At 45.0% G+C, this 16,088-nt stretch carries 10 protein-coding genes; 5 read left to right on the top strand and 5 right to left on the bottom strand.

What is annotated here, in order from left to right; genetic code table 11:
• The first annotated feature begins 220 nt into the window (after nt 1-220).
• Entirely contained in the window at nt 221-1,504 is a 1,284-nt protein-coding gene (locus tag AC4JOV_RS00160; RefSeq protein ID WP_229937134.1) for a citrate synthase, read from the top strand.
• A 1,922-nt stretch (nt 1,505-3,426) separates the two neighbouring features.
• On the opposite strand, the gene AC4JOV_RS00155 is transcribed toward AC4JOV_RS00160, so the two are convergent.
• Both AC4JOV_RS00155 and purB read right to left on the bottom strand, forming a co-directional pair.
• Nucleotides 3,427-5,796 carry a ribonucleoside-diphosphate reductase subunit alpha gene (locus AC4JOV_RS00155; RefSeq protein ID WP_229937135.1) on the bottom strand — a complete coding sequence of 790 codons (2,370 nt, stop codon included), beginning with the start codon at nt 5,794-5,796 and terminating at the stop codon, nt 3,427-3,429.
• 396 nt (nt 5,797-6,192) lie between these two features.
• Complete coding sequence (purB, locus tag AC4JOV_RS00150; RefSeq protein ID WP_229937136.1) at nt 6,193-7,524, bottom strand: adenylosuccinate lyase; 1,332 nt, start codon at nt 7,522-7,524, stop codon at nt 6,193-6,195.
• Between the two features lie 71 nt (nt 7,525-7,595).
• Between purB and AC4JOV_RS00145 the strand changes: the two genes are divergently transcribed.
• Nucleotides 7,596-8,528 (top strand): RluA family pseudouridine synthase, encoded by a 933-nt coding sequence (locus tag AC4JOV_RS00145; RefSeq protein WP_229937137.1) that lies wholly within the window; start codon nt 7,596-7,598, stop codon nt 8,526-8,528.
• 704 nt (nt 8,529-9,232) lie between these two features.
• Here the strand turns inward: AC4JOV_RS00145 and rlmN are convergent.
• Genes rlmN through hisF form a run of 3 tightly spaced genes read right to left on the bottom strand, consistent with a single transcriptional unit; the run spans nt 9,233 to nt 11,726 of the window.
• Complete coding sequence (gene rlmN / locus AC4JOV_RS00140) at nt 9,233-10,306, bottom strand: dual-specificity RNA methyltransferase RlmN (protein ID WP_229937138.1); 1,074 nt, start codon at nt 10,304-10,306, stop codon at nt 9,233-9,235.
• Nucleotides 10,307-10,308: 2 nt separating this feature from the next.
• Nucleotides 10,309-10,962 carry a phosphorylase family protein gene (locus AC4JOV_RS00135; RefSeq protein ID WP_229937139.1) on the bottom strand — a complete coding sequence of 218 codons (654 nt, stop codon included), beginning with the start codon at nt 10,960-10,962 and terminating at the stop codon, nt 10,309-10,311.
• Nucleotides 10,962-11,726, bottom strand: a complete 765-nt coding sequence (gene hisF, locus AC4JOV_RS00130; RefSeq protein ID WP_229937140.1) for an imidazole glycerol phosphate synthase subunit HisF — start codon at nt 11,724-11,726, stop codon at nt 10,962-10,964. Before hisF ends, AC4JOV_RS00135 begins: the two co-directional genes overlap by 1 nt.
• Nucleotides 11,727-12,090: 364 nt before the next feature.
• Here hisF and rsmA point away from each other — a divergent pair, with 364 nt between their 5' ends.
• The 3 genes from rsmA to AC4JOV_RS00115 all read left to right on the top strand — a co-directional run bounded on the left by rsmA (nt 12,091) and on the right by AC4JOV_RS00115 (nt 16,022).
• Nucleotides 12,091-12,957 (top strand): 16S rRNA (adenine(1518)-N(6)/adenine(1519)-N(6))-dimethyltransferase RsmA, encoded by an 867-nt coding sequence (gene rsmA / locus AC4JOV_RS00125; RefSeq protein WP_229937141.1) that lies wholly within the window; start codon nt 12,091-12,093, stop codon nt 12,955-12,957.
• A complete protein-coding gene (locus AC4JOV_RS00120; RefSeq protein ID WP_229937142.1) occupies nt 12,884-14,986 on the top strand; it encodes a ribonuclease J in 2,103 nt (700 codons plus the stop codon). The genes rsmA and AC4JOV_RS00120 overlap by 74 nt, the downstream gene beginning before the upstream one ends.
• Before the next feature lie 67 nt (nt 14,987-15,053).
• The gene (locus tag AC4JOV_RS00115) at nt 15,054-16,022 is read left to right on the top strand and encodes a KpsF/GutQ family sugar-phosphate isomerase (protein ID WP_229937143.1); all 969 of its coding nucleotides are present in this window, start codon (nt 15,054-15,056) and stop codon (nt 16,020-16,022) included.
• Nucleotides 16,023-16,088: the final 66 nt, after the last annotated feature.

Genomic DNA, 16,088 nt, shown 5'->3' with positions numbered 1-16,088 from the left:
AGAAAGGTGCAGAAGTCTCCGGCAGGGGAGAATAGATCCGGAATAACTCTACCCTTCTGCTTCGAAGTATACTCTACTTATGTGTAACGATTGTGTAGTCCAATATTTTTCCTCTTTACACTATTCACCCCCTCTGTGATAAATCTCTCTTTTCGACTACACAGAGACTCTACAGATACGATCTATACTCACACTATAGTTTATCTCACAGGAGCAGCAGATGGGAAAGCAGACAATGACACTAACCAATAACATCACAGGAGACTCCTATACGTATGATATCCTCCAAAGTACGCGCGGTCCGTCGGTAGTCGACCTGCGCACTTTTTTCAGGGATACCGGCATGTTTACCTTCGATCCGGGATATACCTCCACGGCCAGCTGTGAATCAAAGATCACCTTTATCGACGGAGCGAAGGGTGAGTTGCGCTACCGAGGCATCCCCATCGAAAAACTTGCCCTGGAACACAGTTATATGGAAACATGCTATCTCCTTCTTAATAGCAGACTCCCCAAAGACAGGGAGCTTAGAGATTTTGATCTTGAGATCAGACACCGTGCCTATCTGCATACAGGCTTGTGCCAACTCTATGATGCCTTTCCTGACAATGCCCACCCTATGGCTACCCTCTCCGCAGCAGTAACGGCACTCTCCACTTTTTATAATGATCATATCGAGATGAACAGAGAGGAGGAGTACCTGGAGATGGCGCACCGTATCATCTCCAAGATCCCGACCATTGCAGCCTTTGCCTACAGGCACTCTTTGGGTATCCCTTTCATCCAGCCCGATATCGCACTGGGTTTCACGGAAAACTTTCTGACAATGCTGCGTGCCTATCCCGGAGGGAAGATGCGTATCGGACCTTATGGCGAAGAGAAGATCAAAGAGATAGAGATCAAAGCCCTCGATACGATCTTCACCCTTCATGCCGACCATGAGCAAAATGCCTCCACTACCGTTGTCAGAGGCGTCGCCTCTACCGGGGCACACCCTTACGTGGCGATCTCTGCGGGTATCTCCGCACTCTGGGGACGGGCACACGGCGGTGCCAACGAATCGGTGATCGCACAGCTTGAGTATATCGGCAGTGTCGACAGGGTGGATGACTTTATCAAAAGAGTCAAAGATCCCAACGATGACTTCAGGCTGATGGGCTTTGGACACAGGGTCTACAAAAATTTCGACCCGAGGGCAAAGATCCTTAAAAAACTCCAGGACCAGCTAAAAGAGGAACTTGACCTTGACTCTGAACTGATGGCAGTCGCAAGCAGGATCGAAGAGATCGCACTGAACGACGAATACTTCATCTCAAGGAACCTCTACCCCAATATCGATTTTTACAGCGGGATCATCCTCACCGCACTGAAGATCCCGAAATCGATGTTCACCCCTATCTTTGTGATAGGAAGAACCGTCGGATGGATCACACAGTGGATCGAGTTCAAAAAAGACAGAGCTTCAAAGATCGCCCGACCGAGACAGCTCTATACCGGTGACTAAAATCCCATCATTTGTGCATCAAAACAGTCTAAAAATAAGCCTCTTTTTTTATTTTTTAATACCAAAGGTTAAAAAAGGTATCAAAACCGCTTATTTTGGATTTTAGATAGGTTTATGAGGGTTTCTGTGGTTTTTCACATAAAAGGTGGATAAATTTTTCATTGAAAGTATCGCTAGACGAATAAATATCTATTTTAAGCATCAAAATTTTGTGCTTTTCTTTTCGCTTCGTTTTTCTTGCTTCACTCAAGAGGCATTCCCAATCAAGACTTCGAGAACAAAAAATATCTTTTACCACTGGAGATTTTCAATATAGAGAGGAACAATATTTTAGCGATAGCCCTTTGTGTTCCAAACTATAAACATGAAGAAATTCACGTTTACTTAACGCTTCTCATTCTTTTGGGTTCGTTTTCTTTTTTTGCGCACGAAAAAAAAGAAAAGGAATGAATAAACAGTGAGGAGCAAGGAGCAAGGAGCAAGGAGCAAGGAGCAGGGAGCAGGGAGCAGGGAGCAGGGAGCAGGGAGCAGGGAGCAGGGAGCAGGGAGCAGGGAGCAGCATGACAGAGTCATCAGAGCGTGTCAAGTGTTTTTCGTGATTGTTAAGTCATGATTCATTTGTAGGGGCGGATCGTTGTGTCCGCCCGGGGATGGCAAGTAAGATGGTCTGCAATAAAAGTAATCGTTTTTTCCTGTCATTCCCGACTCCGCACCCCAAGAGTATTTCCTACGGGCATCGGGAATCTACAATCCGATAACTATTTTTGCACAGTCTTCTTATTTGACAATGTTAAGTGGTGTTTCTCTCTTCATTTTTTTCTCAAAGAGAGTGATGACTTCGTCACCGCTACGCTTCACTAGGAGAAAAAACGAAGCAAAAAGTTTGCCTACATGGCTACACTGCGTTACGACCATTTCGGTTTCAAACCTATAAACAACAAGCAGTTGTTGTTTTCTTAACGGTTTTCACTTCACAAGCGTACGGACGATGCTCTCGGTGTGTTGTAGATCTTCCTTCAGAGGTACATTCTGCACAACTCTTCCGGTTCCGAGTCTAAAAATGACAACAGTTTGTCATTTTTTTACGACTCTCACCTTCGCATCTGTACGCCCAGTGCTCAGTGACAAAAAAAGAAAAGATATGAATAAACAATGAGGAGCAGTGAGCATCATGACAGAGTTATAAGAAGGTGTCGAGTGCTGCTAGTTAGGAGTGAGGAACTAGGCATTAGGAGTGAACAATAAACTTTTAATTTTTCCTCTCTTCACCCTGAGCAGAGTCGAAAGCTAAGAAGCGTTTATTTATCTGTATAATTGTTGGTGCGTGATTACGCACCCTACGCGAAAATTTAACCTCATTTCACTACACCGGTATCCCGACTTCACCTCTTATGGATAAATTACACTTGATGTCGGGGTGAGAACACCCCGACCTACACTCTCCTTCTGTTGCGCACGAAAAAAAAGAAAAGGAATAAAAGAAATATAATAAGTATTGTTATAAATGAAAAAAGAAATAGTCTCTTAGTTTGCTGTAGATTTTCTCGCACGGTGTGAGTAGAGAGAGGGAGCTTACTTCGAGTACACCCCACTTACGCTTTAGCGACAGGGGTATCGGTATTTCACCCCAAGGGCATTTCCTCCCTCCGGTCAGGGCAAGTACCAGAAGTGAGCGATCGGCGCGAAGCCGTTCGATGAAAGAATTTTGTAACTTAATGTCAACCTTTTTTACAAGCAAATAGCCTTTGAGGTTGCTGTAGATTTGGATGTTGTTGAGAAAGAGCTTACGTATAGTAAGTGACTGAACCAACTCATCCAAAGATAGACTAAAATAGTTCAAGCCTTCGCGGATCGCTTTGCTCCACCGCTTCGGTTCCGAGCTTACAAAAGCAAAGCAGTTTGCTTTTGCTTAACAGCTCTCATTATTGACAACCTACACATTCCATAGATCTATCTTCAACATCATTAGAAGACTCAGGCGACTGAGATCTCAGATAGTACGTCGACTTCAGGCCGAACTTCCATGCATCCATATAGATATCATTGAGATATTTACCGCTTGCTTTGTCAAGCGTAATAAAGATGTTGAGCGACTGTCCCTGGTCGATCCACTTTTGACGGATCGCTGCAGCTCTGATGAGTACTCTCTGATCCAGGTCATAGGCAGGCGTGTAGTACTCCCATGTCTCCGGTGAAAGGTTCGGTACGACTACCGGAATAAGTCCTGAGAGGTTCTCTTCAAACCATTTACGTTTATAGACCGGCTCGATCGCCTGTGTCGTACCTGTCAGGATAGAGATAGAGCTGGTCGGTGCGACAGCCATCAGGTAACCGTTTCTCATACCGTCGGTTTTGACCTTCTCTTTCAATGCCTGCCAGTCAAAGCTGTACCCGAAGAGCCCGCCTCTGTCTACCAGTTTACATGCCTCTTCATTGGCCTTGTCAATCGGGAGTATCCCCTTGGACCAGTCTGAACCTTCGTAGAGCGGATACTTTCCTTTCTCCAGTGCAAGGTCTGATGAAGTACGGATCGCATGGTAAGAGACAGCTTCCATGATCTCATCGATCCTCTCAAAGTGTTCAGAACTTCCCCAGTGCACTCCGCTCTCAGCAAGCATCTGTGCTTCACCCATCACACCAAGCCCTACGGCTCTTGTCTTGTTGTTCGTCTTCTTCACTTTTGCAAGCGGATAGAAGTTCAGGTCGATGACATTGTCAAGCATACGCATCGCTGTCGGTACAACCCTTGCGATATCTTCAGGTGTATTGACACGTCCAAGGTTGACGGATGCAAGATTACAGACTGCCGTATCTCCATCGATCTTCTCTTTATCTGTGATCCATACCTGCTTTCCGTTCAGACTGTCCATTGCCGTCACTTTCTTCGCAGGTTTGGTCATACCGTTGTCAACTGTCAACATCTCATGCTCTTCGTAGGTCTCAACACTGCCGTCATCAAACGTCAACCTGATCCTATAGTGGTTAGGTGCCGTATTCTGGAAGATCTCTGTACAGAGGTTTGAACTTCGGATGACACCGTCATGTCTGTTCGGGTTTGCCCTGTTGGCCGCATCTTTAAAGGTCAGGAACGGGTTACCTGTCTCAAAGTAACTTCTGAGTATCTCTTTCCAGAGCCCTTTTGCCGAGATCACTTCTCTGGTGATCTTGTCATCGGAGTTCTCCAGTTCGACATAACGTGCTTCAAACGCCTCTCCGTAAAGCTCTGTCAACTCCGGTACCTCATACGGATCAAAGAGTGTCCACATTGCATCCTCTGCAACACGCTGCATAAAGAGGTCATTGAGCCATACCGCAGGGAAGAGGTCATGTGCCCTACGGCGCTCCTCTCCGGAGTTTTTCTTCAGATCAATGAAGTCCTTGATATCCACATGCCAAGGCTCTACATAGACTGCGATGGCACCTTTACGTGTACCCAGCTGATCCACTGCGATCGCTACATCGTTGGCAATCTTCAGGAACGGCACGATACCGCCCGCTGCATGTTTGTGTCCGTCGATATACGATCCCATACCGCGAACCAGTGACCAGTCCCAACCGATACCGCCGCCGAATTTTGACAAGAGTGCCATCTCTTTGTATCCGTCAAAGATCCCCTCAATGTTATCCGGCGTCGATCCGATATAACATGAGCTGAGCTGGTGTCTCGGTGTACGTGCATTTGAGAGTGTCGGAGTCGCAGCCATCACTTCAAATTTACTCATGATATCATAGAACTTTTTCGCCCATGTCTGGCAGTCAAATTCATTTTGAGCCAGGAACATCGCAACACCCATAAAGAGCTGTTGCGGAAGCTCGATAGGACTCCCTTCTCTGTTTTTGATCAGGTATCTGTCATAGAGTGTTCTGATCCCAAGATAGGTAAACTGCAGGTCACGCTCAGGTTTGATATAGTCGTTAAGGTCATCAAGGTCGTACTTCTCTTTCAATCCCAGTACGATACGACCCTCTTTCTCTCCGCGTTCAAAATATTCGCGAAGATGGTTATACCCTGTAAATCCTGTCGCCTTGTGGTAGATATCATAAAGGAACAGTCTCGATGCGACAAAGGTCCAGTTCGGTCTGTCAATGTCAATCTTGTCAACCGCTGTTTTGATCAGTGTCTTCTGGATCTCTTCTGTATGGATCATATCACGAAACTGTAACTTGGCATCAACCTCCAGCTCACTTTGGCTTACACCGTCCAGTCCTTCGATCGCTGCAGATGTATACTTCTGGATCTTAGATACATCCAGTGTTTCTACTCTTCCGTTTCGCTTTACAACTCTGACCATTTTGACTCCTGAAAAATTAAACTTTGTTTACTATGACCGTAGTACGACAGAGCAATTGAAAATGCTTGATCTGCTCATATTTCTTCTAAAAAAAAGCTCTCTGTCGTGTAGTAATATAAAATTCGATTTTACTCAATTTGTGCTTGAAGAAGTATGAAAATATGTATCATTTTTGGGCATTTTTTTTATAAGATTTCATGATACATTTGGAGTTCCCCTGAAGACGGGACTTAGGATATGTATTGACGAAAAATGTTTAAAATTAAAGAGGCAAAGGGGTGACACTTTCAAAGATTTTGTGATGTCATTCAGGAGAAACGATAAGATAAAAAAGATTCAACGCTGTACCTATAGTTCAGCGTTGAAATAGTGGAAGAGAGATACTCTACAGCTTAACTACTTGTTAAATACTCTGTTGAAGATCGCATCCACGTTTTTCGTATAGTAATCGTAGTTGAAACACTCTCTGATCTGCGCTTCGCTCAGTTTGCTTCTAAGCTCCTCATCTGCCAGGAGGTGACCAAGGTAGAGTGACTCACCGTTTTCATTGGTTGTCGGTTTACCATGCTGGATCTCTTCCCATACTTTCATTGCATTTCTCTGTACGATCCTGTAGGCATCTTCTCTGCTCACACCTGCTTTTGGAAGCTCAAGCAGTACTCTTTGAGAGAATACCAATCCACCTGTAAGGTTCAGGTTCTTCATCATATTCTCAGGCATGACTGTCAAGTTTGCGATCACATTGTTCATTCTGTGAAGCATAAAATCTGTCGTGATAAATGCGTCAGGCAGCCAGAATCTCTCTGTTGATGAGTGAGAGATATCTCTCTCATGCCAGAGTGCCACGTTCTCCATAGCAGGTGCCGCATAGGCTCTGATCATTCTAGCCAGACCCGTGATATTCTCTGTGAGGATCGGATTACGTTTATGCGGCATCGCAGAAGATCCCTTCTGACCTTTTGCAAAATACTCCTCTGCTTCATACACTTCTGTTCTCTGCAGGTGTCTTACCTGAACTGCGAACTTTTCAACCGAAGAAGCAAGCAGTGCCAAAGCCGTAGCAAGTCTTGCATATCTGTCTCTCTGAACTACCTGGTTTGAACAAGGCTCGGGCTTCAATCCAAGTTCAGCCATGGCATACTCTTCCAGTTCAAGCGGTGCGTGAGCAAAGTTACCCATCGCTCCCGAGATCTGCCCTACTGAGATCACTTCCATCGTCTCTTCAAGGTTCTTCAGGTGACGTGCCACTTCATCATACCAGACAGCCAGAGTCAGACCAAACGTAATAGGCTCACCATGGATACCGTGAGATCTTCCTACCATCAAAGTCATTTTATGTTCCATCGCTCTTTTCTTGATGGACTCCATGAGCATCTTCACATCTTCGATGATGATCTCCAAAGAGTCTTTCATCTGAAGAGCCACACCGGTATCGACTGCATCTGAAGAGGTCATACCGTAGTGGAACCATCTTGACTCTTCACCGAGTGATTCTGAGACACTTGTGTTGAATGCGATCAGGTCATGTTTTGTCACTGCTTCGATCTCTTCGATTCTTTCTACTGAAAACGTAGCATTCTTTACGATCTTTTCACAATCTTCATCAGGGATCAATCCAAGTCTGTTCCAAGCTTTTACAGCTGCTTTTTCTACCTCAAGCCACGCTGCATATCTTGCATGCTGTGTCCACTTCTCTGACATTTCCGGTCTTGCATATCTTTCTACCATTACAAATATCCTGCTCTAAAATTTTGGTATTATTCTATCAAAATTGCAGTTATATCGAGGTAAACCTATCCATGCCATTTGTAAAAGAAACATTCCATATCAACGAACCGATCAAAGCCTTTGTCTATGTGATGCGTACCCTGGGCTATACGCAGGGTGAAGCACAGAGACATATCTCCAAAGGACGTATCCTGATCAACGGTGAGTCCATGTACCGTCCTGGGAATATGATCAGCGGAGAGATAGAGATGGTCTTCTTCCGGCCTAAACCCAAGGGTAAAAAACCGATTTTTGCAAACAAAGATTTTATGGTCTTTGAAAAACCCTCTGGTGTACTCGTTCACCCCAATGCCATGGTTACCCCCTACTCTATGCTCGATGAGATCAGAAATATCGCCGGGGACAAAGCCAACGCTACACACCGTATCGACATGGAGACTTCGGGACTGCTTCTTGCCAGCAAACATAAAAAGGCGGAGAACTTTTTAAAGAGTTCATTCGAACTTAAAACGATCAAGAAATCCTATCTTGCCTGGGCCGACGGGAAACTGACGGAGCCCTTCAGTGTCACGGCCCCGATCAAGATCAACGATGACTACTGTATTACAAAACACAAAGTCTTTATCGATGAGGAAGAAGGCAAAGCATCGCATACCGATTTTGTGCCTCTCAAATATGATGAAAAGCTTGATGCCACACTCGTAGCCTGCTACCCCCATACGGGAAGAACCCACCAGATACGTGTCCATTTGTTTCACGTGAAACATCCGATCCTGGGTGATCCGATCTACGGTGCCACTTTTGAAGCGACCAGTAACTATCTTGACCTTATCCAGACGCCTGAAGAACGACTCATAGAACATGGTGCACCGAGACTGCTTCTGCATGCACAGAGCTTGACATTTGAGTACGGCTCAAGATTTTATATCGAGAGCAGAGTGGATTTTGAAGCGATGAAACACTGTATCTATCCGAAAGAAGAGAGACGGTTTAACAGAAAGTGATAAGTGATAAGTGATAAGTGATAAGTGATAAGTGATAAGTGATAAGTGATAAGTGATAAGTGATAAGTGATAAGTGATAAGTGATAAGTGATAAGTGATAAGTGATAAGTATCGTGACAGAGTCATGAGCGTGTGTCAAGTGTTTTTTGTCATTCCTCTATCGCGTAGGGTGCGTAATCACGCACCAAATAGGAAATAAAAGATGATTGGTGACCCGGTAGGGGCGGATCGTCGTGTCCGCCCGGAACGGATGGGAAATCGGAAATTTGTCATTCAGGACTCCGATCCGGAATCTACAAGCTCTTTTTCACATAGTAAACTTGAATTTGAATCCAAACCTATAGATCCCCGCCTTCGCGAGGATGACAAAATCCACCGTACTACTTCTCTCTCATGTCATTCCCTACTCCAGTCGGGAATCCACAATCTATTTCACAATACAAGCTGAGAATAAGAGATCACCATTGATGTCGGGGTGGGGACACCCCGACCTACACGAATCACGAATGCCCGCAGGAAATGCCCTTGAGTACACGAATAACAAATGACTCACTCCTCACTCCTCACTAGCAGTAAAGCTGCTCCCTGCTACTTATTTCTTATCATTTCGTGATTCATAAACAAACCAGCCTACACCTACCGCAGCCACGGCAATAATCAATCCCAATAATGCCAGATCCAAAACGCCCATCTTCTCTCCTCCCCTATCTGTTTTCTGACTCTTGTTCTCTCAGCTGACCACAGGCAGCGGAGATATCCAGTCCTTTGGACTCTCTGATCGTACAGAGCAGTCCGCGTTTAGTCAGATACTCCTGAAAAGCGATCATATCTTTCTCCTCGGGTCTCTTAAACTCCGTACCGCCATACGGGTTAAAGTAGATCAGATTCACTTTGGCCTTGATCCCCTCTAGCAGGTTGATAAGTTTCTTCGCTGAGTCAATGTCATCGTTGACATCCTTTATCACAAGATACTCGAACATCACCCTCTTTCTTGCATTGACAGGGAAGTTCTTGACCGCATCGATAATAGACTTGATATTGTAAGCCTTGTTAATCGGCATCAACTGTTGACGCAAGGCATCATCTACCGCATGCAGGGAGATCGCGAGGTTGATACCGAGGTCCATCTTCCCAAGCTTTTCTATCTTTGAGCTGAGCCCTGATGTGGAGATCGTCTGTCTGTGAGGGGCGATTGCCATACCCTCCGGATCGGCAAATATCTTGACAGCCTTGGCAACGGCCGGAAGGTTGTCAAGCGGTTCCCCCATTCCCATATAGACAAGGTTGACACGACGGTTGGCATCGATGTCATTATCTTTTTTGATCAGTCTCACCTGCTCGACAATCTCTCCGGGTGTCAGATCACGCATAAAACCGCCTTTGGCAGTCAAACAGAAGGCACACCCTACCTTACACCCTACCTGGGATGAGATACAGACGGTATAGCGCTCCTGATGCTTCACTGTCCCGTCTTCATGATACTCCTTTTCTCTCATCAGAAGAAGTACTGCTTCAACCGTATGTCCGTCATGGAGTTCAAAGAGATATTTACGGCTTCCGTCTTTGGAGTTTTGTACCATTACCGTCTTAAGGGGGGTAAGCGTATACTCCTCTTCCAGCTTCTCTCTCATCTCTTTTGGAAGATTCTTCATCTGCTCAAAGGAGTCGACATACTTATGGTAGATCCAGGAGTAGATCTGTTTGACACGAAATGCCGGCTTGATAAATTCAGCCATCTCCTCTTTGGTATAGTCCTGAATGATCTTTTTTTCTTGCATGGTTATATTCTCAACTCTCTATTCTTTTCATTCATATAGGCAGCAAGTTTCTGCATCGCTATTTTATGGTTCTTTTTAAAATCTTCATGTGCATTCTCATCACAGAAATTGGTCACGATAAAGACCCCGCCTGCTGGAATACCGAATTTTTCTGCCACCTTCAGGACGGCATAGAACTCCATATTTTCCAGATGGATATTTTTTTTCAGATACTGTTTTGCATAGTGGCTGTTTGATGTCACATAGTTAGAACAGTTCACTAATGTTTCCCTGCCTCCACGGGTCGCGTTGCTCCACCGTTCCGGTTTCAACCCTACAGACGACAAACTGTTGTCGTCTGCTTGACGTGTTTCACGTGAAACATCAGGGATGTTGGGGAGATTTACCTGTGAAGGATCAGCCGCTGTAATGACGTTGTCGATAGGGGTATAGGAGTGACCTTCCAAAAAACTGTTTTCAATATTGCACGCTGTTTTTGACTCGATGATCTCGAAGATCTGCTTTTCACCGTAACTCCCTGCACTTCCTACGAAGAGCAGAAACTCCGGCTTCTTCTCCATACAGAGCTTTGTAAGGTTGATAGAGACATCCGTCAGCCCTATCCCTACCGGGGTAGCGAAATTAAAGGTCTCTATCTTTCCGGCACAGACGATCACTAGAGTCTCACCGGAATATTGTGTGATTTAAGATAGCGTTTGAGATCCATGATATCGATCTCCCTGAAGTGGAAGATCGAAGCAGCCAATGCTGCATCTGCATGGCCGATCGTGAAAGCCTCTTCTATGTGCTTCATCGTCCCTGCCCCGCCTGAAGCGATCACAGGGATATTCACTGCATCGGATATCCTTGCATTGAGGTTGTTGTCAAATCCTGCTTTGGTACCATCCGCATCCATCGAAGTGACCAGCAACTCACCTGCACCCCTGTTATAGGCCTCTTTCGCCCATTCGAGTGCATCAATACCTGTATCATTACGTCCGCCGTGCGTAAAGATATGCCATTTGTCTTTAGCGACCTGTTTGGCATCGATCGCCACGACGATACACTGGGCACCAAAACGCTTGGCACCCTCTTCGATAAAAGCAGGACGCTTGATCGCTGCAGAGTTGACACTCACTTTGTCACATCCCACATTCAAAAGGTTATAGATATCCTGAAGTTCCCGGATCCCTCCTCCGACTGTCAACGGGATAAAAACCTCCTGAGCAACTTTTTTCACTACATCTACGATCGTATCCCGGCCTTCATGACTTGCACCGATATCCAAAAAGGTGATCTCGTCTGCACCCTCCTGGTTGTATCGTCTTGCCACTTCAACAGGGTCACCTGCATCACGCAGACCTACAAAGTTCACACCCTTTACGACACGACCACCGTCCACATCAAGACAGGGAATAATACGTTTTGCAAAATAATCCACTAAATATCCTTTAAATTAAATGCGACTAGTCGCATGAGCCCACTGCTGAAGTGGACATAGTGTCAACGTAGTCTGATGGACTTTGTTCATCAGGCGTTCTATCATAATAATAATAATACGTTTTGCAAAATAATCCACTCATTTTTCCTTTTTTACTCAAAACTAAAAGGTGCCTGGTTGGCACGTTTCCTCTCGGAACTGATGGACTTTCTTCCATAAATGATGAAATGATCCATCATATCGTCCTTTATTATGGTAGAATTATACAAAAATTATCTCAAAGTGGGAATTCCTTTCTCACCTTTTATCAAAAAGAGATAAAGTTCTCAAAGAGTAATAGGGAAATATAAAGGTAGATTATAGTATGATTCATGAAGATTTAGCTAGTTTTGCAGATAAGAAGTTTGGACAAAACTTTCTAAAGAACAATACCTACATTCACAAAATCATCCAATCGATGCCCCATGACGACCTGAAAGTCGCAGAAATCGGGCCTGGGTTAGGTGATTTAACCAAAGAACTTGTAAAAGTTCGCAATGTCACAGCATTTGAGGTTGATAAAAGATTATGCGAGCATCTAAGCAATGAATTCAAAGAGGCTACTCACGACAGCCACTTTGAACTTCGCTGCGGTGATGTGCTTGAGCGTTGGGAGTCGGGGAAGCTTCTGGATGAGCCTTATCATCTTGTAGCAAACCTGCCTTACTATATTGCCACTAATATCATATTAAAAGCACTGAAAGATGAACATTGCCGATCTATTTTGGTTATGGTTCAAAAAGAGGTAGCAGACAAGTTTGCAGCAAATGCCGGAGAGAAAGCATTTTCTGCACTCTCTGTGCTGGCCGACAGTGTGGGGAAAGCAAGCGTATGTTTCGAGGTTGAGCCCGAAGCATTCATTCCTCCGCCGAAAGTAACCTCGGCAGTACTTTTAATAGAAAAAAACGAAACCATGAATGATGAAAAATTTGAAAGTTTTTTACGGGTAGCCTTTGCACAACCCCGTAAAAAACTTTCAAAAAACCTTATGGCCCGTTTTCCCAAGGCATTAGTAGCAGAAGCTTTTAGTCAACAGGAACTAGACTCCAATCTACGGCCTCATGAAGTTGAGACATCTATCTATCATCACTTATATAATGCAATGAAGGATAATTTAGATGAACGAGAACGAGAACCAAAACAACGAAGGTCAAAAGCAAGGTCAGCCAACACAGAGAAACAGAAGACCTAACCCGCACAGACAGCAAAAGCCGCAACAAAAAACCCAACAGAAGCCTCATCCAAACAGAAAAGAGGCGCCTAAAGAGGTCGATGGCAACAAAGCTGATCAGCCTTCAAACAAAAACCAAAATAGAAAACCGCAACAGAGAAACAACCCCAATAGAAAGCCCGGGGCCAATAGACCGCAACAAAACAATGCGCCGAAAAAAGAGGGACAGAACAAGACCAGACCTAGCAAAAACCGCCAAAGCAGTGCAAAGAGCAGAGGTAAAAGAAGAAACACGACTACCGTCAGTCCTGAGATGCGTGCATCCATCGATGAAAACATGAAACTGCAACAACAGAGAATGCAGCCATGGAAAAGAATGGATCTCGGCAATAAAAGCAAAGTAAGATTTACCCCGCTTGGAGGTCTCGGTGAGATCGGTGGGAACATGGCGGTCCTTGAGACTGAAACCACTGCGATTATCATCGATGTAGGTATGAGCTTCCCTGACGAGAGTATGCATGGTGTAGATATCCTGGTACCTGATTTCAGCTACCTGCATGCGATCAAGGACAAGATCAAAGGGATCATTATCACACATGGTCACGAAGACCATATCGGTGCAGTACCCTACCTTTTCAAAGAGTTGAAGTTCCCTATCTATGCGACACCGCTGGCACTGGCAATGATCGAAAACAAGTTCAATGAACATGGACTGAAAGCCGATACATCCTATTTCAGATTTATCACCAAGCGAAAACAGTATGAGATCGGGGATATGAAAGTTGAGTGGATGCACGTGACACACTCTATCATCGATGCATGTTCACTTGCGATCGAAACACCGGCAGGTATCCTGGTACACACGGCTGACTTCAAGATCGACCATACACCGGTAGATGGATTCACCACCGACCTGCAGCGTTTTGCCTACTATGGACAAAAAGGAGTGCTCTGTCTCTTTTCAGACTCTACCAACTCACATAATCCTGGATTTACCAAGAGTGAAACTGTCGTAGGAAAAACTTTTGATACCCTCTTCGATCTGGCAAAAGGAAGAGTGATCATGTCTACCTTCTCCTCCAATGTGCACCGTATCTACCAGGCGATGCAGCGCGGTGTAGAGTATGGAAGAAAGATCTGTGTGATCGGAAGATCAATGGAACGCAACGTAGAGACGAACCGTGCCCTGGGATATGTGGATATCGACGACAAACATTTTATCGAAGTACACGAAGTACCGAAGTACCCTGATGATGAGATCCTTATCGTCACTACCGGTTCACAGGGAGAGACGATGGCGGCACTCAACCGTATGGCAACAGATGAACACCGCCATATCAAGCTCAAACCGAGTGACACTGTGATCATCTCGGCTTCAGCGATCCCTGGTAACGAAGCTTCGGTATCAAGCCTGATGAACAAGCTGATGAAAGCGGGTTGTACCGTACGCTATAAAGAGTTTGGAGATATTCACGTTTCCGGTCACGCTTCACAGGAAGAACAGAAACTGATGCTCAGACTGGTTCAACCGAAGTTCTTCCTTCCGGTACACGGTGAGTACAACCATATCGCAAAACATGCCAAGACAGCAGTGGCATGTGGCGTAGATGAGAGAAATATCCTTCTTATGAGCGATGGTGACCAGGTAGAGATCACACCGAAATACCTCAAAAAGGTAAAAACGGTCAAAAGCGGTAAAACCTATATCGATAACCAAAACAATATGCAGATCGAAGATGATGTTGTACTGGATAGACAAAAACTGGCTGAAGACGGTATCATCAATATCGCAGCACAGATCTCCCAGCAAACTCAAAAGGTCGTCGGAAAACCGGTGATTACGACACATGGTTTGGTACCGGATAAAGAAGATAGAAAGTTCCAAAAAGAGATCGAAAACCTTATCGAAACGGTACTCGTCAATCTCAAACCTGAATCACTCAAGAACCACAAAGATGTGGAGAACAACATCAGAAATGTGATCAGAAAACACGTGATCCGCACGAAAAAACGTTATCCGCTCATCATTCCAACGATCTTCATCGTATAAAACAAAGACCTCTTCGGGAGGTCTAAATATGCTATAATCATTTATCAAAATCTTCAAAAGTAGTAGTATGGATCTTATCAAAATCGCACAAGAAACTTTTCATATCGAAGCAGATGCACTGATCAAGGCATCCCAGCGTCTGGATCATCACTTTTTAGACGCCGTAGAGCTGATCTATAACACCAAAGGTAAACTCATTATCACCGGTGTAGGTAAATCAGGACTGGTAGGTGCAAAGATGGCTGCCACGTTTGCCAGTACCGGGACTTCCAGCTTCTTTCTCCACCCTACAGAAGCACTTCACGGTGATCTTGGGATGATCAGCCAGGGAGACGCTCTGCTTGCGATCAGTAACAGCGGTGAGAGTGAAGAACTTACAAAGATACTTCCGCATATCAAGCGTTTTGATATCCCTCTGATCGGACTTACCGGCAATCCTGACTCCTCTTTGGGACGTTACAGCGATGTATTTTTGGATATCTCGGTAGAAAAAGAGGCCTGTCCTTTAGGTGTGGCACCAACCACCTCCACTACCCTCACCATGGCCATCGGTGATGCACTGGCCGTAGCACTTATGAGCAAAAGAGGCTTCAGACATGAAGATTTTGCCTCTTTTCACCCCGGTGGAAGCCTGGGGAAAAGACTCTTTGTGAAGATCAAAGATCTGATGCGTACAGAAAATCTGCCGGTCATTCATGAAGATACCTCACTCAAAGAGGCAGTGGTGGCGATGAGCGAAGGGAAAATGGGAACCGTGCTGATCGTCGATAAGGAGGGTGTATTTAAAGCCCTCTTGAGCGACGGGGACCTGAGACGTGCTTTGATGAAAAAAGACTTTGATCTGAACTATCCTGCCATCACCTATGCAACACTGCATCCGACAAGCTACCAGGATACGGAACTACTTGCAAGCGATGCACTTGAGATCATCGAGACCAAACGTATCCAGCTGCTTCCGATCACGGATAATGCACAGAAGATCATCGGTGTACTGCACATCCATGATCTTGTCAATGCGGGAATCAAAAGCAAATGAGAAGAGTGATCCATACGCATAGTCGTATCACTCAGTTGCTGAAGAGGCCTAAGTATCAGCATCGTA

The sequence above is a fragment of the Sulfurovum sp. MH2-6 genome (genome assembly GCF_058374785.1).
Note: the sequence above shows the minus strand (reverse complement) of the source record. Positions and strands in the feature narration are given on the sequence as shown.

What these genes read in the sequence shown, in the direction of transcription:
- AC4JOV_RS00160 (WP_229937134.1), top strand. Translation starts at nt 221, where the DNA reads ATGGGAAAGCAGACAATGACACTAACCAATAACATCACAGGAGACTCC.
- AC4JOV_RS00155 (WP_229937135.1), bottom strand. Translation starts at nt 5,796, where the DNA reads ATGGTCAGAGTTGTAAAGCGAAACGGAAGAGTAGAAACACTGGATGTA.
- purB (WP_229937136.1), bottom strand. Translation starts at nt 7,524, where the DNA reads ATGGTAGAAAGATATGCAAGACCGGAAATGTCAGAGAAGTGGACACAG.
- AC4JOV_RS00145 (WP_229937137.1), top strand. Translation starts at nt 7,596, where the DNA reads ATGCCATTTGTAAAAGAAACATTCCATATCAACGAACCGATCAAAGCC.
- rlmN (WP_229937138.1), bottom strand. Translation starts at nt 10,306, where the DNA reads ATGCAAGAAAAAAAGATCATTCAGGACTATACCAAAGAGGAGATGGCT.
- rsmA (WP_229937141.1), top strand. Translation starts at nt 12,091, where the DNA reads ATGATTCATGAAGATTTAGCTAGTTTTGCAGATAAGAAGTTTGGACAA.
- AC4JOV_RS00120 (WP_229937142.1), top strand. Translation starts at nt 12,884, where the DNA reads ATGAACGAGAACGAGAACCAAAACAACGAAGGTCAAAAGCAAGGTCAG.
- AC4JOV_RS00115 (WP_229937143.1), top strand. Translation starts at nt 15,054, where the DNA reads ATGGATCTTATCAAAATCGCACAAGAAACTTTTCATATCGAAGCAGAT.